Below are 25,196 nucleotides of genomic sequence, written 5' to 3'. Positions count from 1 at the left end.
ATTCAAGCTGTTAATTTAATTAACGCTATCTTTCAGTGTTTTACCAGCTTTGAATTTTGGTACAGTCGCTTCAGCAATTTGGATTTCTTTGCCGGTTTGTGGGTTACGGCCAGTACGTGCTGCACGAACTGAGGTTTCAAAAGAACCAAAACCTACGATAGAAATCTTGTCACCACTTTTCATGGCTTCAGTAACAGCTTCTTCAAAAGACTTTAGTGCGCGACCAGCTTCAGCTTTAGTCAGCTCAGCATTTTCTGCAATTTTTGCAATTAATTCACTTTTGTTCATGTTGTATTCTCTGCTTTCCATAGATGTGTTTATTTAAAACTAGATTAACATGCCATAAGCCATGGGGGTTTAAAAGCCTTTTATCTGATTAATGTGTAGCGATAAGGCATTTTGGCGACATTTAAGGCGTAAAATAGCCAATTGGGCTATTTCATCAGTGAAAATGACTAGTGACGAAGAGCCAAAAGTCATTTACTTTTTGAGCAGGCTATTCTTCTAATAGTTGGTAAAGCAGTTGTTTGACGAGTTTTGGTTCGAAAGGTTTGTCACATAAGGCGTTAACACCGGCACTGGAAACGTTACTTAAATGAGTGTCGTTTGCTTCGGAGGAGACCATTAAAATCGGAATATGTGATTGCTGGCTTTGATTACGAATGTATTGAGTTAATGCTAATCCATCAACACTAGGCATATTGTAATCAGTGATGACCAAATCAAACATTTGTTGTTGCATAAGCTCAATGGCTTTAGCTCCATCTTCGGCTTCACTGATAATTCTTATCCCTAAATTACCTATAGTGCGTTTAATGACGTTACGTGCCATTCGGCTATCATCGACAACTAAAGTTCGGATATCTTGGACATCGAAATGACTCAAATCTAATTCATCATTACTAATGAGGTCGATGGTTGAATTTAGCGCTGTAGCCAAATGATCGGCATCAAATGGTTTAGGTAAAATTGCCACGACACCAGATTGTCTGAATATTTCTAATTGCTCACGACGACATTCGCTAGAAACCAGCATGAATTGAATATCTTGATAGGCTGATTTTTGTTTAATAAAACTTAAGAGTTCTGTGGCCTCACCATCTTCAAAATGTAATGCACTAACAATTAAATCAGGTGTATGGCGGGCAATGATGTCTTTAGCTTCAGTAAGATTAGATGCTGTTTGAATGCTATCAACACCTTCTTGGTGTAATTTAGCAATGATGATTTTTCGTTGAACCTCTGAAGGCTCCAACAGCAAAATCGACAATTCACTGGGTGATAAATGGCTCATGCTACTTCTTCTTTTTTTTGTAATTGAGTCTTATGCTGTGCATTTTAACCTAAGGTTAGCTTTGAATATACTTATAACACCCGAATGGTTAACAAGTTCGCTGCAAGTACTCTTTGGTTTTTTGACTAAATGCGACCCAATATTGAAAGCTGAGAATGAGCAGTACGGTTAAGGCGATTGCTGGAATGGGAAGCTCAGTACCTTGAAACTCTACTTTTACATCTTCAGGGGTGATTTGATAGGCAATGATGGCGGTCGTGGTCAGTGCTAACGCGGCTAATGTTTGAATACCTAAGTAAATTTTAAATACCATGCTAGCCCAATGGGTTCGCTTTATAAGGCCGAAAAGTACCGGGATCACGCCAATAGTAAACAAGTCTATCCCTTGGATGGAGTATGAACGCAATAATGCAAGAATGGATAACAAAACATAAAATGTCATCAGAATAATGAGTCTGCGTGGTGGTTTGGTGCTGATAGGACTGAGTTTATTCATAGCGATTAGATATAGGCTGTAAGGTTTTAGATTTTATGTGGTGTAGAATACCGCGAGTAGAATCAATTTTGTGAGTTGTTTGCAAAAGAATTTAGGAAAAGTGAAATGACAGAAGCTGACTTTTGGTCACTGGTAACCCGAACTGAGCCGCAGCAATCTGAGCAGCAATGCCATGACGCATTAAAAGATAAACTGACGCCACTAGATGATGGATCATTAGCTGCATTCGATAAAATATTCGGTCAACAAATGCGACGCAGTTATAACTGGGATATTTGGGGCGCTGCTTACATCATCACTGGATGTGATTCAGATTATGCCTTTGCTGAATTTAGAGGCTTTATTTTGTCATTAGGTGAGCAGTGGTATAACAAGGTGATTGCTGACCCTGACTGCCTAGGTGATATTGAGTTTTGGCCCACAAAAGACGATTCGGCTTACCCGTTTATTGAAGATTATGATTTAATTGCTGGTCAACTGTATGAAGATAGAACGGGTGATGAGTTACCCTTTATTCCTTCAGGTCAACATACACCACAAGGTAAAAAGTTCAGCACCAAGAAGAAAGACTTAAGAAAGAATTATCCTAAGTTGAGTGCTCGTTTTCCGTTTTAAACTTACCTGTATTATAAAGCTGGACTCTTTTCAAATTCTTGAAGAAAAAATGCAGCCACTGCTTAATCAGTGACTGCATTTTTATTTGTATACGGTAGATGGCTAATTATCCATCACATACTTCTGAGCGTGTATCGAAATCTAAACCACGTTGTTCGCACTTTTGGTCTAAAAACTTACTTTCAGCGGTCTTCATTTGCTTGTCGAAGTCTTGATTTAGCTCGGCTGAGTACTCTTGCTCTGCAGAAGCCATATGTTGAACCATTAATTGACGATGTTCTTTAATCGCTTGCTCTCCTTGAGCATCAACATCAAATTGATAAGCGAAACTAGAAGATGAAACGACTAAAGCAATAAAGAAAGTTGCGGCTAAAGATAGTTTTTTAGTCATACCAGTCGTTGAGAAAGTCGTTTGAGTTGAGATGTTGTTCATATTATTACTCCAGTCATACACGTAGGTTTGTATTGGCGCTAATTCCTTGAGCGATAATTGCAGTGACGCTAACAGAGTTTTGTTTAACAGCTACCTTGTATTGGTACTGTGCGTTTGCTTGGGATGTATATTAGCGAAGTCTTGCTGAATGCAAACTGAACAGTGTTTGATGTATTTTTGAGCGTTTAGTTGATTATCTTGTGTCTATATAGGCATATTTCCTACAGCAAAGTTAACTGCTTTACGTTAAGCTGATATACAGGTTAAGTTTTTATACTAGTGGCATAGATTAGGTTTTAGATAGATATAGCCAGGAGACGACAAATGAAAGTTAAACATCTACTTATTGCAGGCGCATTAATGTGTAATGTTGCTATTGCAGATGAAGAAGTGATTGCGAACCCAATGACAGAAGAAGGGGTTGTAAAAGTCGAATGGCAAGAGCCTAAGAAATATCGCGACTTAAAAACGGCTACTGAAGTCAAATCCCGTTTTCAACAACGCTTTTTCGATACGATTACCGAAAATTTGAACAAAGAAGCTGAGAAAGTGCTTAAACCAAATCAAAAGCTTGAAATGCAAGTTTCAGATGTGGATTTAGCGGGGGATTTACGTCCTACATTTGGCGCAACAACTGCCAATGAGCTTCGTATCGTGAAGGATTTATATCCGCCAAGAATGACTTTTACTTACAGCATCACTGAAGGTGATAAAGTGATTATGGCAGGTGACGAGAAACTTATTGATATGAACTTTATGTATGGCACTCATTCAACTCGCAATCAAAAGCCGTTTCAGTATGAATCCACCATGTTAAAAGACTGGCTTAATAAAACGGTTGCACCAAAGCTTTAGGGCTAACATTTAACCCATAGCCAAGTATGCAAACACACTACAAACAGCTTAATTGAATTAAGCTGTTTTTTGTTGGTTATGATTTGAGAAATAAAAGCCATTCTTGGCAAATTTAGCCTGCTTTTTAGCTTCTGCACTGAGCATAGATAATTCATGATCACTGGTTTGTATCGTCAAATTCGGTGATAACACCCCTACGCATAATGAGATCAACGGATGAAGTACTTTTTTATCCTGACGATCATTGGCGTATACGGTTTGCGCTTGCCAGTGTTCATTTGAGTAATAGGTCCGTTTACTTTTTTCAAATTGCGCAACGATCATTTGAAAGTGAGTAATAGCCTCAGAGCAAGTGCTGATCATCACAAAATCATCGCCGCCAATATGGCCGACAAAGCTATGTTCGTTCTGGTAATGAGTGAGCAGATTAGCAACTTCCATAATGACTTCATCGCCACGTGAAAATCCATAGATATCGTTATAAGGTTTAAAGTGACATAAGTCGAAATAGGCCAAGTAGAAGGCTTTCTTTTGGGAACGTAATCGTTTCAACTCTTCTTGTATGGGTACATTTCCCGGCAAATTGCTCAAGGGATTAGCGTGTCTTGCGACTTTTATTCGGTATTCTGTTATGCGTTGCAATAAATCTTTAGTGTGGCCAATACCGATAAGTTTACCCTGTCGAAGAATGATAAATTGCTGCGCTACTGTGGTGGAGTGCTCAGAAGTGAGTAATTGGCTGACCGTTGACAGTGGCTCGCTGGCATCGATTTGAAAGACTTGCTTATCCATTACCGCACTTGCAGGGTGATTTTCATGTAAAGCTCTGCCATAGGGTGTGCTAAACAACTCTAAAATATGATTACGGCTAACAATACCTTTGGCTTGTCCATTATCTGCGATAACAATCGCTTGAAGTGCAGGCTGGTTGATGAATTGCTCGCTGAGTTGTTTGAGTTTAGTCTCTGGAGTCGCGATATTAGCAGGTGCACATAGGCTTTCAGCTGTTTCGCAATAGCGATTTTGCGGCGCTAATGGTGCTGATACTAATTCCGAACTCATGAATGTATTGGGTTTGATATTAGGGCGCCCTAACAAATACCCCTGACAATATGTGACTCCCAGTTGTTTCAGCATGGTGAGCTCAGCAGGTGTTTCTATGCCTTCAGCAATCACTTTACAGGTTAGGTTTTGGCATAGTTCCACAATGGAGCGAACGAATTCTTGCTTAACTGGTGTGCTATCTATCTGATGAATAAAATGACGGTCAATTTTGACGTAGTCAGGGGCTAATTCTGACCATAAACGTAATCCAGAATATCCAGCGCCCAAATCATCAATTGCGGTTAAGAAACCTTGGTTACGATAGTGGTTCAAGCAGTCTTTGAGTAAATCGATATCATCAGCGGGATACTGCTCTGACAGTTCAATAACAACATCTTCAGGGCGCAGTCCCATTTGTTTAATGAGTTGTAAGGTTAAGCCTTTGGGATGATCAGGGTCGAGAAGGGCTTTAGGTGAGATATTGATGAATAACTTGCCTTTCAACTCGCAGGTTTTAAATGCATTAATTGAGATGCTGCGACATAAGGTTTCTAACTCGCTGAGTTTATCCATATGCTCAGCCGTTTTGAATAAGGGCACTGGTGAAAAAAGAGGGCTGTGCTCTGGACCGCGGCTTAAAGCTTCAAAACCATGCACTTTCTGGTTAGTGATATTAAAAATTGGCTGAAAAATGGCATTGATAGATTGTTTAGCAATTATCTTATTCAGTTCTTTTTCTAAATCTATAACGCTCATCTAATCAATTCCATAGCAAATTAATTCATCAGTCTATGGCAGGAAAATGACAGAAATATGTCGTTAACAGTGAAATAGAGTTTAAAACCAAAGTATTAAAAGTTATGTCATATATCGCTACTTTTGCATTGGTAGGTTGAGGAAGGGGCATGTAGAACAAATAAAAAAGCAGCCTAATGGCTGCTTTTTTATTTGGGGCTTAAACAACACTTATTTAGTGTTTTGTTTAAATAAATGCAGCGTTTTCAATAACGCTGCAATTTTTTGTACGTGAGCTTCAAGTGCTTCTGGTGGAATATGACTAAGGCCTTGTAGCTCTTCTAACTCATTTGCAAGTTCCTGAACATACGGCAAAAAACGATTACTTCTTTGCGTAAAACCTTGTTCTTCAGTAAAGATTGCCACAAACTTACCATGGCCAGCTTGACGTAATTCGTCGAGTCTTTTATCGGCATCAATGGCTTGACGGTATCCTGTTTGCAGACTTTCTTTTAATTGCTGGATAACTTGGGTATACGGCATGATAGCCTCATTCAACATCATAATATTAAGCTAAATTATAAGGGGCTGGCATGTTACTAACAAGTCAAACGAAGGGAAAAGTGCCAATGATGCAACGCTTTGGAGAAAATAAAAGGCTTAGCGGCATTATGATGCTGGTTTTCCTTTGCCTATCAAGCTTGGTTATCGCTGCAACAGCTTTTGCTGCTGAGTCAGATAAACCGCCATTTTTTAAGGCTACATATCAAGGTAAAACAGTATACGTATTAGGCTCTATCCACATTGGCAAGGCTGACTTTTATCCTTTACCGCTGCAAATTGAACAAGCATTCGTCGATTCAGATGCGCTTGTCATTGAAGCGGATGTGACTAAAGCCAATGTGCAGCAATTATTACAACAATATGGTTTTGCTACTGCGAATAAACAAAGTGATTTAAACCAACGTTATCCTATGTTTTGTGCCAAAAACCAAACCATGTGTGATGGTCTTAAGCCTTTGGCTACCTGGCTTCAAGCAAACCAAATTGGAGTCGCTCGGTTTGCATCATTGGGTTTTAGCCCGGAAGCTGGTGTTGATGTCACGTTTGTTGCGAGAGATCTGAGTAAACCGCTACTTGAGCTTGAAAGTGTACAGTTTCAATTTGATTTGATTTCATCATTTTCTGATAAGACCCAACAACAGTTACTCGATGAAGCGATTAATGCGACTGACGAGGATATGTTGGCGTTGATTAATGCATGGCGCAGTGGCGATCATAAAGCGATAGCCGACATAATGGAGGATCAAGCGGAAGACTCGGATGAATTGCTCGATAAGTTGCTGTGGCAAAGAAACCACACTATGAGTAAACGTATTTTCGACATTCTCGCTGAATCCGATTACCAAACCTTATTCGTTGTGGTGGGCGCAGGTCATGTTGTTGGTCAGCAAACCGTTCCACAATTACTGCAACAAGCGGGTGCAACCGTTATCGATTGCTGGGATAAACAGTGTGACTAGAGTGTAAATAAAAAATATTTTATATGTTGGAATAACAGCCTAAAACGTATTTTTTTTACTGATGTATTACAAGTCGATGTATAATATCGATATTGAAACAATTGTGACGCAGTATTTAGTCAGTCTAAATACTGCGTTTCACTTAATACAGAAAGGGTGCTCTTTGAGTCACGATTACTCTATAGAACTAGCTTCGATGCCATCGTTGTTGTCACTATATCGAAAGATATTACTCACGCGTAAACCGGGTTGGGATCAGCAACCTTTGCCGAATGTTTATGTTCAGGCTAAAGGTATTAATGTTGCTGACAAAAAAGTCCGTCAATATGCAGATGTCTGTGAGTTCGATTTTGATGGCAAGGTATTACCGCCAACGTTCTTGTACGTACTTGCCTTTAGATTGCATGCAACTGTTTTTACTCATAAAGCGATTACCTTCCCGCTTTTAGGGATGATCCACTTAAAAAATAGCATTAGCTTGTATCGTCCAATTAATGCAGATGAAACCTTTGATGTTCAGTGTGAGCTCACCTCAAGCAAAACCACTGACACAGGGCTAGAGTTTGAATTAGCCTCTAAAATTTATGTGGGCGAAGAGTTAGTGTGGGAAGCATTATCAACTTATCTTTATCGTATTGAGTCAAAAGGGCGCAGAGCAAGACCACCACGTGGTTCAGATATGGTTTGGGAAGATGCACTCACTTGGAAATTACCTGAAGACTTAGGCCGACAGTATGCCAAAGCATCAGGGGATTATAATCTGATTCATTTGCACCCCATTGTGTCCAAACGATTTGGTTTTGAAAGAGTGCTGGCACACGGAATGTGGTCTAAAGCGCGTTCTTTAGCGGCGTTAATGCAGTTTATTGGCGAGCGTCCATTTAAAGTCGATGTGGAATTTAAGTTACCCGTGTTTATGCCATCTGAAGTGACATTTGCATTTGAAAGTATGGAAAACGGTAAGCGTTTTGAAATGCGAGATATTAAAGGTCGCCGTCCACACTTATTAGGCACGATGACCTACTTAGATAAATAGTTTGAGTAACTTGTTTAGACGAGTAAGTTTACGCTTGCAGTTAATCATTAAAAAGCCCGAGCAGATAGCTCGGGCTTTTTGTATTGTTAGATAAGCTGCAGGCTTAATCTGCAGATTTTTCGTGGTAAATATGCACATCGCGTTGTGGGAAAGGAATACTGACTCCTTGTGCATCAAATTGCATTTTCACTTCGCGAGTAATGTCCCAATATACATCCCAGTAATCGAGGGGGGCAGCCCATGGGCGAACAATGAAATCCACTGATGACTCGCCAAGTGTATGTAGCTTAATCATAGGCTCAGGGAACTGTTTAACCTTAGGATGAGCCATCACGATATCTGTTAATATCTTTTCTGCTTTAGGGATGTCATCCCCATAACCGATACCAAATGTCATATCAACACGGCGCTCTTGCTCTACAGTGATGTTATTAATGGTGTCGCCCCAAATTTTATTATTTGGAATGATCAGTCTTTGGTTATCTAAGGTTTTCACCGTGGTCGATACAAGGCTCATATGGCTGACGCGACCCGTTACACCTGCTGCGTTAATTAGGTCACCGACATCATAGGGACGATAAATTAGAATCATCATGCCCGAAGCAAAGTTTGATAATGTATCTTGCAATGCAAAACCAATAATTACACCCGCGATACCAAAACCTGCGAGCAATGGTGCTAATTCAAACCCAAGCTGAGATAAGGCAATCAATAGACCTAAAGCATAAATCACATTGCCTGAAATCGAAGTAAAGAAGTCTTGCAGCAAAATGCTAAATTGCAACTTAGATGAGTTGACGGCTTTACGAACCACCTTTCTCACTAGCTTGGCAACCAAGCTGGTAAGGAAAATAATGATCAAGAAGATGATGATTTTAAACGTCATCCCTGCGCCATTTTCCAAGGCTTGATTTTTAGCGATGGTCATCCATTCTTCGATAAGACTTGAGGCGACATCAAAGTTAAGTACGTCTTGAGTAATATCACCAGATACACTGAATAATGTTTGCTTGATTTGAGTCGTGTCTTGACCAAGAGCTTCGAGCATTTCGACCGCAACATTCAAGCTTGAGGTGTGCATAGCTAAGCGATCTTTGAGTAATGAAACCTTACTTTTCTGTTCAGTACTGACATCTGCTCCAGCATTAGATGCATCGGCTACCGCTTTTTTTAGCTGTGCTTGGGTGTAAGTGACTAAGCTTTCAAAGTAATCTGCTCTCAGCAACACTTCTGCTGTTAAAGCTGCTTCAGCATTATCAACACTGATATTCAGTAGTTTGCCCCAAGCGATAGTTTCGAGTTCAGCTTGTAGATAATGATCTCGGTCTTCTTCACGTTTGATAATTTGTTGCATAATGACTGCGTCATTATCTCCACCAAGCTCCAATTGGAGTTCAGTGGTTCTTTCATCGATGTATTGGCCGACTTTATCAAGAAATATTAATTGCTTATTCACTTGCGGAACTAAGTAAGCTAAATCGGGTTCTGGCTGATTAACTAGCGTAGCGAGCTCTTGGCGTAATAAATTGGTTTTATGACGAATGCGATATTCACTGACATCTTTAAGCTCACCTTTAGCTGTTTTAAGCCAAGCGACATCAGTATCAATGGTGTTTTGTAATTGTTGAATTTTTTTGCTTGTTGCTGGTTCAACTTCAGCAGCAAAGCTATTACCAGAAAAGCTAATTAAGCTGATGAGACAGCAAATAACAAACAGAATTCTTGGCATGATTAACGTCCTGTAGAATGGTAGAACGCTAATGATAAGTTATTGGATGAAGTTTGACGATAATTTGCTAAACTTACGCACTTTTTATTTTTAGATAGGCTATCTATGGCTGCCTTACAGTGTGCACATTGCCACAAACCTATTTCGGTCAGTAAAGTTACTGGAACACGCGGCAAAGGGTTTTCGGCGCAAATACAATGTTATCATTGTCAGGCGTGGTTAGGACGTCATGGTATGCTAACGATACTAAAAGTGATTGGTTTTTATACTGCAGTAATCGCTGGTGTGACGGGGTATTTTGTCGAAGGATTAGCCAATATTATCACCCCCGTTATTATGCTATCGCTAATACTGACGGGGGTAACGCATTTGATGGACCACCTGCTGGTTATTGAAGCGCCTGAAGAAGACGGTAAACCAACAGATGAAATCAAATAATTAGTCTACAACTTGAACTTGGATTTCTAGTGCTGCTTCAACATAATAAATACCACCAAGCACAACAACGCCAATGATGACCATTGTTAAAATAATACCGATGTTGTCTTTGAGTAAATTCATCATAGTTAAATCCTCTGTCTTGGCTGGCTAAGCTGCTATATATGGCTAATATTTTAGCGTTTTCAGCTTAAGCTAATCTTAAAATAGCATAACGATGAATGGCATAAGTTGCTATGGTGCGTCACGTTTTTTTATTTAAAGTGATTTGTAACACTCTATTGGTTGCTTTTTTTTGTAATCTTTTTAAGATAGCACTGATTTTTTAATCCAAGGATGAGTTTGGTGCATAGATTTAGACCAATAAAGCGCAGTGTTGTGGTATGGCTTTCAGCCATGCTAGTACTACTGTCGTTTGCGGCTTCTGCACATAACGTGATCCATGACCATGATTCATTAAGTACTAGCTGTACTTTATGTGTCCATCAGCATCAGTTTAATGCTGCACTTCCCTCAACCGAATTAAGCATCGCCATTGTTCGTCAGCACTTCGAGACTGTCACATACAACTGTCGAACTTATAGCAGTGTTCACCAATCGCTTTACCATAGCCGCGCGCCCCCTTTTTTCTCTTAATCTAACAACGTTAACCTTAATTTTTTATTCGACTATCACAGATGATGGACGAAGACTTGTTGTATTTTGGAGATAAAATGTCTTATTTAAACAAACGCCTTTCTTTAGTTGCAGTTGCCTGCGCATTCGCTTCAACTCATGCTTTTGCTGAAGATTCTAGCTTAACAAACCCTAACATTAGTGCGGTTCTTGATGGTTTTTATCAGACTGGAGATCGTGGTTTAGGTGGGCGTGAAGAAGGCTTCGGTTTGGGCGAAACAGAGCTGGCGATTAGTGCAAACATTGATGACATGTTTTACGGAAAAGTGACCGCGATTTTAGAGTCGCACGACGGTGAAACTGAAATTGAATTAGAAGAAGCGTTTATTCAAACTATGGGGCTTCCTGCTGGTTTAGGTATTCGTGCTGGTCGCTTCCTATCTGATGTTGGTTACTTAAATAATCAGCATTTACATACTGATTCATTTGTTGACCGTCCAGGTGCTTATCGTGCGTTCATGGGTAATCATTATTTTGATGATGGTGTGCGTCTAACTTATGTTGCTCCGACTGATCTATATTGGACTATGGGTGTTGAAGTCTTTAAAGGCGACAAAATGCGCGCTGCTGATATGTATGAAGAGCATGAAGAAGAAGGGCATGACGAGGAAGAACATGAAGAGCATGGACCACGAGAGTATGACACTGTAGGTGTGTATTCTGCTTTTACTAAATTCGGTGGTGACATTGGTCATTCAAGCTCTTGGCAGGTTGGCTTAAGCTACTTATATAATGCCAATGGTAAGGTAATGGTCGTAGATGGTGAAGAGGAAGAAGGTCATGCTGATGAAGAACATGATCATGAAGGCCACACTCATAGCGCATCTTACACGGGTGAAAATACTTACATCGCAGATTTTGTTTATAAATGGGCGCCAAACGGTAACTACAAATACCAACATTTAACAGTGAGTGGTGAATACTTCCGAGTGACGGATACTTTTTCGTTTGAAGAAGGCGACCATGGCCATGAAGAGGAAGATCATGATCATGAAGAGTCTCATGGCGATGATTATTTTGAAGGTTGGTACTTAAGTGGTGTTTATCAGTTCTCTCCTCATTGGTCTGCAGGTGTTCGTTACGGTGAAGTTGATACCTATGAACTTCATGGCGACCATTTAGATCCGCAAAAACTGAAAGAAACTGAATTAAGTTTAGCTTGGCATCACAGTCATTTCTCTACTGTCCGTCTACAATATACTAATCAAAAAGGTACAAACTTTGATGGTTTTGAAGACGACAACATTGTCTCACTTCAGTATGTTATGACATTAGGAGCTCACGGTGCGCATCAATTCTAAAAAACTCATTGTGATGGGGGCGCTTTGTAGTGCCTTTTTGACAAGCGCGGCGAATGCCCAGTTAAATGTGTTTGCTTGTGAGCCTGAATATGCAGCCTTAGCGCAAGAGATTGCGCCAGAAGCTAAAATTTATTCAGCGACAAGTGCAATGCAAGATCCGCATTTGGTTCAGGCAAGACCTAGTTTGATCGCTAAGATGCGTCAAGCGGATCTTGTTGTATGTGCGGGAGCTGACCTTGAAATTGGTTGGTTACCTATGCTGCAAATGAAAGCATCGAATAATAAAGTGCGTTCAACCGATAACGGTTTATTCTACGCAGCTGAGCATATTGATACCTTAGATAAACTTGAACATGTTGATCGTTCTATGGGTGATGTTCACGCAAAGGGTAATCCACATCTGCACTTTGATCCTCGTAGAATGTTACAGGTGGCTAATGCATTGTCAGAAAAAATGGCGGCATTAGACCCTGAAGGTGCAGCAGGTTATCAGGCAAAACTTACCGATTTCACTGACCGATGGCAGCAAGCTATCCCTAAATGGGAAGAGCAAGCGGCGGGTTTGAAAGGTAAAAAGGTGATTGCGTACCATTCAAGCTTTCGTTACCTGTTTAACTGGCTAGGCATCGAACAAGTGGCAGACTTAGAACCTAAACCTGGCATTCCACCTAGTAGTAGCCATTTAGCAAAATTGGTTAATCGTAGCCAAGAAGGCGATGTGATGGCGATATTAGTGACATCTTATCAAGATGAACGCGGTGCTAATTGGCTGGGTGAACGCACGGACTTACCTGTGCTAATTCTGCCTATGTCAGTGGGTGGCAACAGTGATAGCACAGATTTGTTTAGCCTTTATGATAGCGTTATAACAATGCTTACAGAGGTTCAATAAACTTATGCTAGATCTCGATTTGCTACCTATTTTAATTCCTGCATTTGTTGCTGGCTTACTAGTACTGTCTACTCATGTTGTATTAGGTCGCCAAGTATTAAAACGTGGGATTATCTTTATTGATTTGGCCATTGCTCAAGTGGCTGCTTTAGGTGCAATCGTATCGCATATGGACCACAGTATTGAGGAACTCCCTTTTTCTCATGTGTGGATGCCTGCGTTATTTGCATTGGTGGGTGCAGGTTTTATTGCTTGGTTATCTAAAAGATTTGCTGATGAACTTGAAGCGATTATTGGTTGTTTTTATGTGCTGAGTGCGGTGGCAGCCATGTTGCTGCTATCGAATGACCCTCATGGTGCTGAGCTATTAAAACAGCTAATGTCGGGGCAAATATTATGGGTTAACTGGTCTCAGCTCGTCCTGCCAGCCATTGTTTCTGCCGCTATATTGGCGTTAATCGTGATGAAACCACAAGTGTTAGACGGTGCAGGTTTTTACTTCCTGTTTGCCATTGTCATAACACTTTCGGTTGAATTGATTGGCGTCTACTTGGTCTTTAGTACCTTAATCCTTCCAGCCTTGGCACTGAATAAGTACCAAGGAAAAGGATTATTGGCACTTGCCTATGTGGTTGGATTTGTTGGATACATTGCAGGGCTTATACTTTCGGCCACTTATGATTTACCGAGTGGCGCCGCGATTGTAGCTGCGTTAGCTATGAGTGCGATTCTAATGCGAGTATTCCTGTCGATGAAGGCGTCAAAAACGGCTTCATCCCTAAGCAATTAAATACTCAAATCAGCAACACACTCAATAAAATCCGAGTCAAACTGTATAATTAATGATGCGTTAATGTTTAACGCATCATTAATTCATCTTGGCTGGTGTATAATCATTTAAGCTTACAATTGTAAACTGAAATCAAACAAATCATTGAGTCCAGCATCCGTGCTGGCTATACTGTCGCCACTTTCTTCGCAGGAGCCTGCTTGTGCTGTTAATTGCTCGTTCAATTATTCTTGCAGTGTTATTAACACTGGCGTTTTTTTTCGCAATCATCCTTTGTATTGTCAGACCAATGCATCGTGATAATGTCCATGTTATCGCTCGCATTTTTTCATCCGTTGCCCCAATCCTTGGCATTAAAGTCATTACTCGTCATGCAACAGAAGAAGACCCGAAAGAACCTAAAATCTATTTAGCGAATCATCAGAATAACTTTGATTTATTTACTCATACTTCAGCTGTTCCAAAAGCGACAGTGAGTTTAGGTAAGAAAAGTTTGGCGTGGATGCCGCTATTTGGGCAAATTTACTGGTTGTCAGGTAATATTCTGATTGACCGTAAAAATCGTCATAGTGCCTTTGATACCATGGCTAAAACAGTCGAGAAAATGAAAAACAAACTATTATCAGTTTGGATTTTCCCTGAAGGAACCCGTTCACGAGGGCGTGGTTTATTGCCATTTAAAGTAGGTGCATTCCACACCGCTATCGCAGCTAAAGCATCAATAGTCCCAGTACTGGCGTCATGTCAAAACCACATTAAATTGAACCGTTGGAATAACGGTGTGGTGATTGTGGAAATGATGGCACCGATGTCGACTGCAAATGTGGATAAAAGTGATGTTAAAAAGCTTTGTGCTAAGGTGCATGAGGCAATGTCAAAGCGTTTAGCTGAATTAAATCAAGAAGCATCGGCATTAATGGCTAAACCTCAGTAGATTTATCACGTATAATTAGCGATTAGCCGCATTATTTTGTTAACGGAGTTACTCCATGTCTATTGAAGGTCTTTTAAAAGAGCAGTTTGCTGAGAACCGTGAAATTATCCAAGCTTTGCTTGCTGATGGTTCGCAAGCCGATGCCGAATACACGATTGAGCATCACTTTTCATCGACTAATTTTGACCGTTTAGAAAAAGCGGCGGTTGATGCATTTAAACTTGGTTTTGAAGTGAATGATGCAGAAGAGATGGAGCTAGAAGATGGCTCAATCATTTTCTGTTTTGATGCAATTGCTAATCATGCACTTGAAGCTGACTTGCTAGATAAAGCTTGTGAGCAACTGATGCTTTTAGCGCAAAAGCAAAAAGTAGATTATGACGGTTGGGGAACCTTCTTTGTCGGTGACGAAGATGAGCTTGATGAAGAACAAGATGAAGAAGATGAGTTTTAATTAACTTGTTTCTGAAAAATCATAAAAAGCCCACTCAAATGAGTGGGCTTTTTATTGATAACTATGGAGATATTCGCTTCTACTTGGTTTTATAAACCGAAGTTTGGTTACGGCCATTTTCCTTTGAAAGGTATAAGGCCTTGTCTGCTCCTGATAACCAACTAGCACTATTTTTGGTGTCTTCTGACAAGGAATTGACCCCAATACTGATGGTGACTTTGATGATTTGGTTCTTATAAACCACTTGTGATGATTCGACTTTTTTACGCAAGCGTTCAGTGAAGTATTTCGACTCGTCAGCACTGGTATTCGTTAGCACCACTGCAAACTCTTCACCACCATAACGTCCTGCAAAGTCAGTTTCACGTAAAGATTGTTTTAAGATATGGGCTATATTCTGAATGACTTTATCACCAGCAGGGTGACCATACTTATCGTTAATTTGTTTGAAATTATCGATATCAATCATAATCATGCTGCCGTTTTCACCATAGCGGGCAAAGCGTTCATATTCTTTTTCAAAACACTCTTGCCAGTGACGACGGTTAAATAGTTGGGTTAAGCTGTCAGTCTGGCTGAGTTTTTCTAATTGCTCATTGGCCGCTTTGAGTTGTAGTTTATTAATCGCCACATCAGTCACGTCATAAACAATGATACTGATATGGGTTATGTTGCCGGTGAGCGAAGCCAAGGGCAGCAGGGTGATATTCTGATACATGTGATCAGCACGACCTGTGATTGGGCGATAGTTTTTAAACTCAAAGACGTATGGGCGTTGTTCCCAGCTAATAAACGAGCGGTTTTTAAGTAAAAAAACCGATTCCATTTTTTGAGTTAGCCACTCATTAGGCAAATCTGGAAAAGTTTCAAATAGGTTTTTGCCTTTAATGGCATTAGGCGATACGCCACTATGGTTTTCCATAAACCCATTCCACAACTGGATGTTGTAATTACGATCTAATACGACCAAGCCAACCTCTATGGTTTGCACCATATCAATAAGCCAGTGAAGTTCGTTCATTGCATTTTGATCAGTAGACATGAGTTAACATCCAACTTTCTTTATTATTTTAATTATTTGCGAATGTGTTATTCGCTAAATAGGTTGATTAATCGAGCAAATAACCCAGCTTAAAGTTAAGCGTTGGGATGGAGTCTTCGGTAAATAGCAGTAATAAATCGCACTGGACATTGTGATCTTCAATTTGGTAATTGATTTCCATTGCTAAGGTGCGTTGCCACTTTTCTGAATTGTCGTGGATTAGCTCATTCACCGTGCAGTGACGTCCTAAAACAACAGGATGTCCTTGGCTAAACTTCATATCTAATTGCTCAGAGATACCGTTAAGGAATGCACCAATAAGCACATTACCAGTGTCGATTAACACTTCGATCTCATTTGCAGTATCTTGTGGGTTTTTATGACCCATTAACTTGGCCATGTCTTCAAAGCTTGAATCATGAAATAACAGCAGAGCTTCACCAGCCACGCCTGCGCCAATAAAGCCTTGGCACAATGCTGATACTTTTGAACTTTCTTCAGTGGCTTTTAGTGCCATGGTCAGTTCACTGACTTCAAGGACATTTACGTTGGGGATAGGCAACATGACAAACACATCTAATAGGGTTGCCAATAAGTCTGCTGCGCGCCCCATAGCAACGTTGGCTATTTCTTGGCAAGCATCGCGTAAATCCACTTCAAACATCGGCGTGTCATTACCTGCATCTTTTAATGCTAAGGTCAGAATGCCGTACTCTTCGAGGATATTACTGATGGATTCGGCGCTGACAGGCTTTTGAATAAAATCCAATGCGCCTAACGCTTTGACTCTTTCGTGAGCTTTGATTTGAATATCACCTGACACCACGATGACCAATGCAGGCAAATCTTCTTTTTGAATGGCTTCTAATACTTCATATCCATCCATTACAGGCATATTGAGATCGAGAAATACGATCTCACCTTTGCCTGCACGGATAACCTCGAGTCCTTCAGCACCATTAGTGGCATAACTGATATCAACGTCCCATTCCTTGGGCAAGGTTCGCGCCATTTGCTTTCTGGCTAATCCTGAGTCATCGCATATCAAAATAGGAATAGTCATAGAGACAGATGATCCTTTAACGGGTTTTATTATTATTGAGTGTAGTTGATGATTTAACGCTTTGGTTAATTGCATTAAGCAACAGTAAGTTAGCTGCTGAAAAGTCTAAAACGTTACACCCTACATTTATTAAACATTATTTTACAACTTATTGCTGATGATTAGCATTAAAATTCGACAGTTTTTTGGCACTTATCGCAAAATTGTATCTTATATGACGCTTTTTTATGTTGGATTTGATGCTTGCGTATTCATTTGGTGTTTTTTGTGGGGTATTTCTGTTACTGCCTGTGTGTCTATTTGGTTAACTACTCGACAAGTGGAGGATTTATGTTAACTTGCAATCTGGACTGACCAGTAAAGGATGAACCATGGATAATAAACTCGTTGAGTTAAGGGTAGAAAATGGCGTTGCCCATGTCACACTCAATAGGCCTGATAAATACAACGCACTCAACATCGAGCTATTTCAAGCTATTGATAAAACCATAAAAAAATTACACAAAAATAAAGCGGTTAGAGTGGTTATTTTATCGGGTGCAGAAGGAAACTTTAGTTCTGGTTTAGACGTGAAAAGTGTGTCGAAATCTGTGATGCCTGCGCTGAAATTATTATTCAAGTGGCTACCTGGTAATGCTAATTTGGCACAGAGAGTCTCCCTTGGCTGGCAACAGTTACCCATTCCTGTTATCGCTGTTATTGAAGGTTTTTGTTATGGCGGTGGCGTGCAGATAGCGTTAGGCGCTGATTTTAGGTTTGCGAGTAAAGATGCGCAACTGTCGATAATGGAATCTAAATGGGGATTATTACCTGATATGGCAGGTCTTGCGGGCTTAAGACAAATAATGCCAAAAGATAAAGCGCTACAACTGACGTATACCGCTGACATTATCACTGCAGATAAAGCACTCGAGTACGGATTAGTCACTGAAGTGTATGACGACCCACATCAACAAGCGCAATTGTTCGCTGACAAGTTAATGCAACGCTCGCCAGATACGAATGCTGCAGTCAAATTGAGTATTAACAAAAACTGGTCTGGTACATTACGTAGTTTGCTAAGCCGAGAGTCTTTAAGCCAAATCCGTTTATTGGTCGGCAAAAACCGTAGTATTGCAGGCCATCGAGAAATTAAAAAATCAGCAAAACCTTATCAGGACCGTCAATCCGGTTGGTAAGCGAGCTGACTCATTATCGTAAAATGGGTTGGTAGGTTTACCGACCAACCATTTTTCGAGCAAACCCTTCAATATGTTCTAACGCTTCATCCCACCCACCTTGATTGTTGAGGTCAAGCTGCAATAAGTACTGACGATATCGATGACTTGTTTTCATTTGATTGGACTGTTTGCGTGCTTGTGTTTCAGCGATAGACTCGATGTTGCCATTCTCTGATTGTAAATCAAGAATTGGAAAATCCAGTTCAGCTAATTGTAACGGTATAGATAAATCACGGCTTTGCTCATCGATTAATTGTTCAAATTCTCGGTAAGGATTAATCACAACCAGTAAGTCTGGTTGCTGCAGTTTGTCTTGATGGAGCAAATTAATCACCATCCCAGCACTGTCATCAGCGGCAATGATAATTCGCTTTCCTGGAAATTGTTCTCCAATTGCCTCAAGTTGAGCCAAACATTCATTGATAACATTCTGTTGGAAATTTCTAAGTTCTAATAATTGGCTGGAGCTGTACTTTGGTGTTATTTGATAGGCATTAAGTTCAAGCTGTTTCTCACCCGCTTTGGTGACTTGGTCAGCTGAAGTGGCAAAATTAGGGCGATACAGGCCTTCAGTGGGTTTAATACTGATACTTGCCCAGCCTTTTGATGGAATTTGTTGGCGTAAATAACGAATAATGCCACGTCCGCTGGCGTGAGTGTCGGTTGGCCCCACAAGAAAAACAGCACCGTGCTGTTTCTTACCTTGCCATGGCTTAACCAATACTTCGATTGTTTGATCTTGAACGGTAATCTGTTGCTTTTCGGCGTCACTAATCGGTATGAATACGCTGTCAGATAACAAACTCGCACTTAACAGTGTGCTATTAAAAAGGTCGTTACTGAGCGCATTAAATGAAAACAAGCTCGTTAGCGCGAGTAAACTTGAGAAAAATATTGTGCGGTAGTGAGCGCGTCGGATTAATTTCATTACGATTACTTATACAGTTTTTTGAAAGGCATATACAAAAAAGCCCCGTACTAATAAGAAGTTCAGGGCTTTTAGCGTTATGTTAGCAGTGTATTATACGTGGCTAACTAATACCATTCTAATAGCATCTAGCTGGAATTGACTGTCATCAATGTAGCTATTGAGCTCAGCCATTTGATTACGGATATAGTCTAACTCAGAATCACGAATGTTAGGGTTAACCGCTTTAAGTGCTTCTAAACGTGTTAATTCACCGTTTAATTGCAGCGTCATCTTGTCACGAGCTTGTTCAACTAATTCAGCTAAAGCCGCTTGAGCTTGCTCTTCACCTTTGGCCAGTAATGGATGCAAAATTGGTTGAGATGCATTGACAAGTTTACTGGCAATATGACGATTAACTGCACTAAGCTGCTTATCAAAGCTTGCATAATCCACTTTATCAGACAGGTTAAGACCATTTTTATCCAGCAACACGCGGATTGGTGTTGGCGGCATATAACGGTATAACTGCGATGATTTAGGGGCACTGACATCAGCCATGTAAATCAATTCTAAGAACAAGGTGCCAGCAGGTAAGGCTTTGTTTTTAAGCACTGCCACACTGGTGGTACCGGTTTCAGAGTCTGTGATTAAATCTAATGCCGTTTGTACTAGCGGATGCTCTTGCGAGATAAACGCAATATCATCACGAGACAATGCTGTTTCACGGTCAAACGTGACAGACACACCATCTTCAGGTAAGCCTGGGTAAGATGGGAACAGCATGTGTTCACTTGGGCGCAGTACGATAGAGTTCTCGCCGCGATCTTCTTGATCGACACCGATAATGTCCCATAAACGGATCACAGAGCCGATTAAATGAGTATCAGAGTCGCGTTCAGCTAAACGTTCAACGAGTTTCTTTGACTGCTCACCACCATGAGAGTTAATTTCTAATAACTTATCACGGCCTTGTTCCATCGCTTGCTTAAGCTCTTGGTAACGAGTTTGTGTGTGATTCAGTAATTGAGTCATTAACTCTGGGTCGGCATCGTTCAGCACCGCTGTTAATTCGTCAGCGAATTCAGAGTAAAGAATGTGGCCACTAGGGCAGGTTAACTCGAACGAGTTAAGCCCTTGATGGTACCAATTCATTAAGCGCTCTTGCGCGGTATCTTGTAGGTACGGCAAGTGAATTTGAATATCGTTTTGTTGGCCAATACGATCTAATCGACCAATACGCTGTTCAAGTAAGTCAGGGTTTAGCGGCAAGTCAAACAACACAAGGTGACTTGCGAACTGGAAGTTACGTCCTTCTGAGCCAATTTCAGAACAAATCAGTGCCTGCGCACCGCCTTCTTCTTGAGCAAAGTAGGCGCCAGCTTTATCGCGCTCGATGATCGACATACCTTCATGGAATACCGTTGCTTGAATACCTTCGCGGGTACGTAATGCTTCTTCAAGGCTTAAAGCGGTTTCTGCTTGGCTCGCAATAATCAATACTTTTTTACTGCGGTGCTCTTTTAAAAAGTCGATTAACCAATCCACGCGGGGATCAAATTTCCACCAACTGGCACTTTCACTTTCAAAAGCTTGGTAAAGCTTTTCTGGGCTTAGGGACTGCTTGGCTTGATCTTGCGGTGATTTTTTAGAACCCATCATCGCATTCACACGCTCAGCAGTAACATATTCTTGCGGCATGGCTAATGGATGTGGATTAAAGAATCGTTTAGGGAAACCACTGACTGATGCACGGCTATTACGATAAAGAATTCGGCCAGTACCATGGCGATCAAGTAGCTCTTGCAATAACTCATCACGAGCAGCTTGTTTAACATCATCAGCCACATCTTCAGCCTGAATAACATTAATGCTAGGCATAATGTCTTTTTCGCTCAGCAGCTCAGTTAAGCTGTTAATGGCGCTGTCTGCAAGCTTGGTGTTGGCAGTGAGAGCTTCGGCGGCTTCTGCCACACTTTGGTAGCTTTTTTCTTCTTCAAGAAAGGCTTCATAATCGTAGAAACGATCAGGGTCGAGTAAACGTAGACGCGCAAAATGGCTCTGATGACCTAGTTGATCAGGAGTTGCGGTAAGCAATAACACGCCTGGGACTTCTTCACTTAATGCTTCAACAATTTGATATGCACGGCTCGGCGCTGTTTCGCTCCACTCAAGGTGATGCGCTTCATCAACGACCATTAAATCCCAATCAGCATCAATAGCTTGTTCTAAGCGGCGTTTTTTACGCAATAGCTCAAGCGAACAAATGACTAATTGTTCAGTATAAAATGGATTGTCGTTATCAGCATAAGCCTCTACACAACGGTCTTCGTCGAAAATTGAGAACTTCAAATTAAAGCGACGCAGCATTTCGACTAACCACTGATGACGTAAAGTATCAGGTACGATAACCAAGATACGTTCAGCACGGCCAGTGAGCAGCTGTTGATGAATGATTAAACCTGCTTCAATGGTTTTACCTAAACCGACTTCATCAGCCAGTAATACGCGCGGCGCATAACGACGACCCACTTCATGGGCAATCCACTGTTGGTGTGGAATTAAACCTACACGTGGACCTTGCTGGCCAAGTAAGTCAGAGGTAGCCAATTTATGACGCAATAGCTGACTTTGGTAACGAATACCAAAACGCTCTAAACGGTCAATTTGACCTGCAAATAAACGATCTTGAGGTTTGTTAAAACGAATATTGTGGTTCAGCAGAGTTTCACGTAAACGAACACTTTCATTCGTTTCACTGTGAATGCCGATGTAGGTCACTAAACCATCTTTTTCTTCGACTTCATTGACGGTAAGTTTCCAGCCTTCATGGCTTTCAATTGAGTCACCTGGATTAAAAATTACACGAGTTAATGGGGCTTCATCGCGTGAAAACAGACGGTTTTCATCGGCGGCAGCAAACAGTACAGTGACCATGCGTCCTTCGACGGCGACAACAGTACCTAAACCAAGTTCTGACTCGGTATCACTAATCCAGCGTTGACCTAAAGCAAACGGCATTTTTTACTCTCATTCGGGGCTGATTAAAACAAAGGGCGCGTATGTTATAACAAACGCTGCTAGATTTAAATTCTAGCAGCGATTTAAATATTCATGATCGACAATTTTATTTAGCTAAGTCTGAATTTGCCACATTATTGTCATCTAAATGACATCTTTATTCCCCTAAACTGACCTAGTAAACATCCGATTAACTATTGAGAGTTAATAGATTTGCTGGCATAGTTTAATTGTGCACTGATAGAGATTATCTATCGCTGTAAGTTTATTATATTTTTAATATCAGGAGTTTAAATTGGATTAATCCCTTAGTTACCCCTTTGCATTGAGCACTCTGGAGGCGCCATGGAACATAACGACAGAAAGTTGTTTGTACTGGATACCAATGTGTTACTGCATGAACCTTTAGCGATATATTCGTTTAAGGAACATGATGTAATCATCCCAATGACAGTGTTAGAAGAGTTAGACAATATTAAGGACAGAAAGCACGACATCAGTCGTGATGCGCGAGTCGCCATTAGGGCATTAGAGGATATCCTCGGAGGAAAGACCTCACCAGAACAAATCCTTAACGGTGTATCACTCCCTGCTCGCGAAGGTCATTTAGACGTTTCAGGCAGTTTATCCATATTCCCAGACCATCAAATCGATTTTACAGCAGGCGATCTGCCCGGTGATAACAACGATAACCGCATCATTAATACCGCTCTGCATCTGCAAAAAACTCATTCACCCCGTCAAGTCGTGTTAGTCACCAAAGACATCAACATGCGCCTAAAAGCCAAGGGTGCGGGCATTGAAAGGGTTGAAGATTATCGAACCGATCAATTAATTGACGACATTCGCTTTCTTGCCAAAGGGTTTTATCAATTTGAAGGTGATTTCTGGGGCAATGTTGACAAGGTTTCTACAGATCGCGTCGCCGGAAAAACCGTTCACCAAGTGAATATTTCAGAAGTGGGTAACGAACCATTTTATAAAAACCAATATTTAATTGATGAAGCCACTGAATTTTGCGGCAAGGTCGCAAGTCGCACCGAAACCCACCTTAATATTATTGATTATGGTCGTGACCGACTTGAGCATTTGCAGGCGTGGGGGATTAAACCAAAGAATATTTATCAAGGTATGGCGCTTAATGCCTTACTCGATCCTGAAATTGATTTAGTTATTCTTACAGGGCCCGCAGGTTGCGGTAAAACCTTAATTGCCATGGCTGCAGCACTTGAGTTAGTGGTTGAGAAAAAACAATACGAGAAGGTTATTGTCACTCGTAACACGCCTGAAATTGCCGAGTCTATTGGTTTTTTACCTGGCACAGAAGAAGAGAAAATGGCGCCGTGGCTGGCAGCGATTACCGATACTCTCGAAGTACTGCACAAAAATGATGTTAACCCGACTGGCAGCATGAACTACATTATGGAAAAGGCCAACGTGCAGTTTAAGTCGATTAACTTTATGCGGGGCCGCTCGATTCAGGACTCAGTGGTCATTTTAGATGAATGTCAGAACCTGACGGCATCACAAATTAAAACCATGATCACCCGAATGGGCGAGGGCACTAAGTTGGTGTGCTGTGGTAATTTATCGCAAATTGACTCAACCTATTTGACTGCGGTGACTTCAGGGCTAACCTACATTGTGGAACGCTTTAAAGACTTTGATGGTAGTGCCAATATTTACCTAAATGGCGTGGTGCGCTCACGCTTGGCTGAATTTGCTGAAGAGCATTTATAGCAAGTAGCAAGTAGCAAGTAGCATGTAGTAAGTGTGAATTGATGATAAAGGCATCAACTCACAAATCATTAAGCCATCGGTTTTCATCGATGGCTTTTTTGAACATTCGATTAGCACCAATTGATTTGTATTAACTGACTTGTATTAACTGACTTGTATCAACTGACTTGTGAGCTAATTTACAGGCATAAAAAAACACTGATGTTCTAACATGCAAGTAGAACAATCAGTGTTGAGTTGTCTGCTGATGAATCAGACTAGCGCTGAGGGAAACAGCATTGTTTTTATTGTTAATTTTTACTCATATTAGGCTACGTGAGCCACTGCTTCTTTAACTAAACGACCAATTTCTTCCCATTGACCTGCAGCAATCATTTTCGGCGGTAACATCCAAGTACCACCACAAGCTAGTACCGCTGGAATCGCTAAATATTGATCGACATTCGATAAACTTACGCCACCAGTAGGCATGAATGACACTGGGTAAACAGCCGTTAATGCTTTAAGCATTGGGATCCCGCCAGATGGTTCTGCTGGGAAGAACTTAACAGTCTTAAGGCCCATTTCCATTGCTTGTTCAACCAAACTTGGACTATTCACACCAGGAATGATGGGAATGTTTTTATCTAAGCAGTACTGCACGACTTTTGGATTAAAACCAGGACTAACGATGAAGTCCACACCTGAATCGATAGCATCATCAACTTGCTCAGGGGTTAAGATAGTTCCTGCACCAATCAACATATCTGGAAAAGCTTCACGCATATTACGGATAGCTTGTGATGCACAAGCAGTTCTGTAAGTCACTTCGGCACAGTTCATGCCGTTTTCGACCAGCGCTTTTCCGAGTGGTACAGCGTCATCAGCATTTTCAATTGCGATAACAGGGATAACTTTTAATTGTGATAGTTGTTCGTTTAATGTCGGCACAGTATTTCTCACTTCTTACTCATTATTTA

Annotated in this window: 26 protein-coding genes; 13 read left to right on the top strand and 13 right to left on the bottom strand. The window is 40.9% G+C overall.

Annotation, left to right across the window (positions count from 1 at the left end; all coding sequences use genetic code 11):
• Positions 1-15: 15 nt before the first annotated feature.
• From BCU84_RS03175 to BCU84_RS03165, 3 genes are all read right to left on the bottom strand, one after another.
• Positions 16-288, bottom strand: a complete 273-nt coding sequence (locus BCU84_RS03175; RefSeq protein WP_102526648.1) for an HU family DNA-binding protein — start codon at positions 286-288, stop codon at positions 16-18.
• A gap of 208 nt (positions 289-496) precedes the next feature.
• Entirely contained in the window at positions 497-1,294 is a 798-nt protein-coding gene (locus BCU84_RS03170; RefSeq protein WP_102526647.1) for a response regulator, read from the bottom strand.
• A gap of 88 nt (positions 1,295-1,382) precedes the next feature.
• Entirely contained in the window at positions 1,383-1,736 is a 354-nt protein-coding gene (locus BCU84_RS03165) for a hypothetical protein (RefSeq protein ID WP_241906346.1), read from the bottom strand.
• A 159-nt stretch (positions 1,737-1,895) separates the two neighbouring features.
• On the opposite strand from BCU84_RS03165, the gene BCU84_RS03160 reads away from it, so the two are divergent.
• A complete protein-coding gene (locus BCU84_RS03160; protein WP_102526645.1) occupies positions 1,896-2,405 on the top strand; it encodes a DUF4240 domain-containing protein in 510 nt (169 codons plus the stop codon).
• 106 nt (positions 2,406-2,511) lie between these two features.
• Here BCU84_RS03160 and BCU84_RS03155 read toward each other — a convergent pair whose 3' ends face one another.
• Positions 2,512-2,838, bottom strand: a complete 327-nt coding sequence (locus tag BCU84_RS03155; RefSeq protein WP_102526644.1) for a hypothetical protein — start codon at positions 2,836-2,838, stop codon at positions 2,512-2,514.
• Between the two features lie 324 nt (positions 2,839-3,162).
• Between BCU84_RS03155 and BCU84_RS03150 the strand changes: the two genes are divergently transcribed.
• Positions 3,163-3,693: a DUF3016 domain-containing protein gene (locus BCU84_RS03150; protein ID WP_102526643.1), complete on the top strand. Its 531-nt coding sequence runs from the start codon at positions 3,163-3,165 to the stop codon at positions 3,691-3,693.
• Positions 3,694-3,750: 57 nt separating this feature from the next.
• On the opposite strand, the gene BCU84_RS03145 is transcribed toward BCU84_RS03150, so the two are convergent.
• Positions 3,751-5,493: a GGDEF domain-containing protein gene (locus tag BCU84_RS03145; RefSeq protein ID WP_102526642.1), complete on the bottom strand. Its 1,743-nt coding sequence runs from the start codon at positions 5,491-5,493 to the stop codon at positions 3,751-3,753.
• 210 nt (positions 5,494-5,703) lie between these two features.
• Positions 5,704-6,015 (bottom strand): prephenate dehydrogenase, encoded by a 312-nt coding sequence (locus tag BCU84_RS03140; RefSeq protein WP_102526641.1) that lies wholly within the window; start codon positions 6,013-6,015, stop codon positions 5,704-5,706.
• Positions 6,016-6,065: 50 nt separating this feature from the next.
• Between BCU84_RS03140 and BCU84_RS03135 the strand changes: the two genes are divergently transcribed.
• Complete coding sequence (locus BCU84_RS03135; protein WP_102526640.1) at positions 6,066-6,995, top strand: TraB/GumN family protein; 930 nt, start codon at positions 6,066-6,068, stop codon at positions 6,993-6,995.
• A 163-nt stretch (positions 6,996-7,158) separates the two neighbouring features.
• Positions 7,159-8,031 (top strand): MaoC/PaaZ C-terminal domain-containing protein, encoded by an 873-nt coding sequence (locus BCU84_RS03130; protein ID WP_241906345.1) that lies wholly within the window; start codon positions 7,159-7,161, stop codon positions 8,029-8,031.
• Between the two features lie 103 nt (positions 8,032-8,134).
• Here the strand turns inward: BCU84_RS03130 and BCU84_RS03125 are convergent, their stop codons facing one another.
• Positions 8,135-9,760, bottom strand: a complete 1,626-nt coding sequence (locus tag BCU84_RS03125; protein WP_102526638.1) for a mechanosensitive ion channel family protein — start codon at positions 9,758-9,760, stop codon at positions 8,135-8,137.
• Positions 9,761-9,865: 105 nt separating this feature from the next.
• Between BCU84_RS03125 and BCU84_RS03120 the strand changes: the two genes are divergently transcribed.
• Complete coding sequence (locus BCU84_RS03120; RefSeq protein WP_102526637.1) at positions 9,866-10,198, top strand: hypothetical protein; 333 nt, start codon at positions 9,866-9,868, stop codon at positions 10,196-10,198.
• Here BCU84_RS03120 and BCU84_RS21090 read toward each other — a convergent pair whose 3' ends face one another.
• Positions 10,199-10,324, bottom strand: a complete 126-nt coding sequence (locus BCU84_RS21090; RefSeq protein ID WP_277868754.1) for a hypothetical protein — start codon at positions 10,322-10,324, stop codon at positions 10,199-10,201.
• A gap of 219 nt (positions 10,325-10,543) precedes the next feature.
• Here BCU84_RS21090 and BCU84_RS03115 point away from each other — a divergent pair, with 219 nt between their 5' ends.
• The 6 genes from BCU84_RS03115 (at position 10,544) to rraB (ending at position 15,244) form a co-directional block, all read left to right on the top strand.
• Positions 10,544-10,834, top strand: a complete 291-nt coding sequence (locus tag BCU84_RS03115) for an ABC-type zinc uptake system zinc chaperone (RefSeq protein ID WP_229371293.1) — start codon at positions 10,544-10,546, stop codon at positions 10,832-10,834.
• A 77-nt stretch (positions 10,835-10,911) separates the two neighbouring features.
• Positions 10,912-12,174, top strand: coding sequence for a hypothetical protein (locus tag BCU84_RS03110; protein WP_102526636.1), 1,263 nt, complete (start codon positions 10,912-10,914; stop codon positions 12,172-12,174).
• 13 nt (positions 12,175-12,187) lie between these two features.
• A complete protein-coding gene (locus tag BCU84_RS03105) occupies positions 12,188-13,066 on the top strand; it encodes a zinc ABC transporter substrate-binding protein (RefSeq protein WP_102526669.1) in 879 nt (292 codons plus the stop codon).
• A 4-nt stretch (positions 13,067-13,070) separates the two neighbouring features.
• The gene (locus BCU84_RS03100; protein ID WP_102526635.1) at positions 13,071-13,856 is read left to right on the top strand and encodes a metal ABC transporter permease; all 786 of its coding nucleotides are present in this window, start codon (positions 13,071-13,073) and stop codon (positions 13,854-13,856) included.
• 202 nt (positions 13,857-14,058) lie between these two features.
• On the top strand, positions 14,059-14,790 hold the full coding sequence (locus BCU84_RS03095; RefSeq protein WP_102526634.1) for a 1-acylglycerol-3-phosphate O-acyltransferase: 732 nt from the start codon (positions 14,059-14,061) through the stop codon (positions 14,788-14,790).
• Between the two features lie 55 nt (positions 14,791-14,845).
• The gene (gene rraB, locus BCU84_RS03090) at positions 14,846-15,244 is read left to right on the top strand and encodes a ribonuclease E inhibitor RraB (RefSeq protein WP_102526633.1); all 399 of its coding nucleotides are present in this window, start codon (positions 14,846-14,848) and stop codon (positions 15,242-15,244) included.
• A gap of 79 nt (positions 15,245-15,323) precedes the next feature.
• Here the strand turns inward: rraB and BCU84_RS03085 are convergent, their stop codons facing one another.
• Both BCU84_RS03085 and BCU84_RS03080 read right to left on the bottom strand, forming a co-directional pair.
• Entirely contained in the window at positions 15,324-16,286 is a 963-nt protein-coding gene (locus BCU84_RS03085; protein WP_102526632.1) for a sensor domain-containing diguanylate cyclase, read from the bottom strand.
• A 67-nt stretch (positions 16,287-16,353) separates the two neighbouring features.
• Positions 16,354-17,349, bottom strand: coding sequence for a response regulator (locus BCU84_RS03080; RefSeq protein ID WP_102526631.1), 996 nt, complete (start codon positions 17,347-17,349; stop codon positions 16,354-16,356).
• Between the two features lie 371 nt (positions 17,350-17,720).
• Between BCU84_RS03080 and BCU84_RS03075 the strand changes: the two genes are divergently transcribed.
• Entirely contained in the window at positions 17,721-18,527 is an 807-nt protein-coding gene (locus BCU84_RS03075; protein ID WP_102526630.1) for a crotonase/enoyl-CoA hydratase family protein, read from the top strand.
• A 37-nt stretch (positions 18,528-18,564) separates the two neighbouring features.
• Here the strand turns inward: BCU84_RS03075 and BCU84_RS03070 are convergent, their stop codons facing one another.
• Positions 18,565-19,497, bottom strand: coding sequence for a DUF3530 family protein (locus BCU84_RS03070; RefSeq protein WP_102526629.1), 933 nt, complete (start codon positions 19,495-19,497; stop codon positions 18,565-18,567).
• 93 nt (positions 19,498-19,590) lie between these two features.
• Positions 19,591-22,497 carry an RNA polymerase-associated protein RapA gene (gene rapA / locus BCU84_RS03065; RefSeq protein ID WP_102526628.1) on the bottom strand — a complete coding sequence of 969 codons (2,907 nt, stop codon included), beginning with the start codon at positions 22,495-22,497 and terminating at the stop codon, positions 19,591-19,593.
• A gap of 345 nt (positions 22,498-22,842) precedes the next feature.
• On the opposite strand from rapA, the gene BCU84_RS03060 reads away from it, so the two are divergent.
• On the top strand, positions 22,843-24,237 hold the full coding sequence (locus tag BCU84_RS03060; RefSeq protein WP_102526627.1) for a PhoH family protein: 1,395 nt from the start codon (positions 22,843-22,845) through the stop codon (positions 24,235-24,237).
• 306 nt (positions 24,238-24,543) lie between these two features.
• Here the strand turns inward: BCU84_RS03060 and BCU84_RS03055 are convergent, their stop codons facing one another.
• Positions 24,544-25,179: a bifunctional 4-hydroxy-2-oxoglutarate aldolase/2-dehydro-3-deoxy-phosphogluconate aldolase gene (locus BCU84_RS03055; protein WP_229368469.1), complete on the bottom strand. Its 636-nt coding sequence runs from the start codon at positions 25,177-25,179 to the stop codon at positions 24,544-24,546.
• Positions 25,180-25,196: the final 17 nt, after the last annotated feature.

This window comes from Shewanella sp. 10N.286.51.B7, assembly GCF_002873615.1.
Taxonomy (GTDB): domain Bacteria; phylum Pseudomonadota; class Gammaproteobacteria; order Enterobacterales; family Shewanellaceae; genus Shewanella; species Shewanella electrodiphila.
The sequence above is the reverse complement of the archived record's forward strand: the minus strand, read 5'-3'. Positions and strand labels throughout refer to the sequence as shown.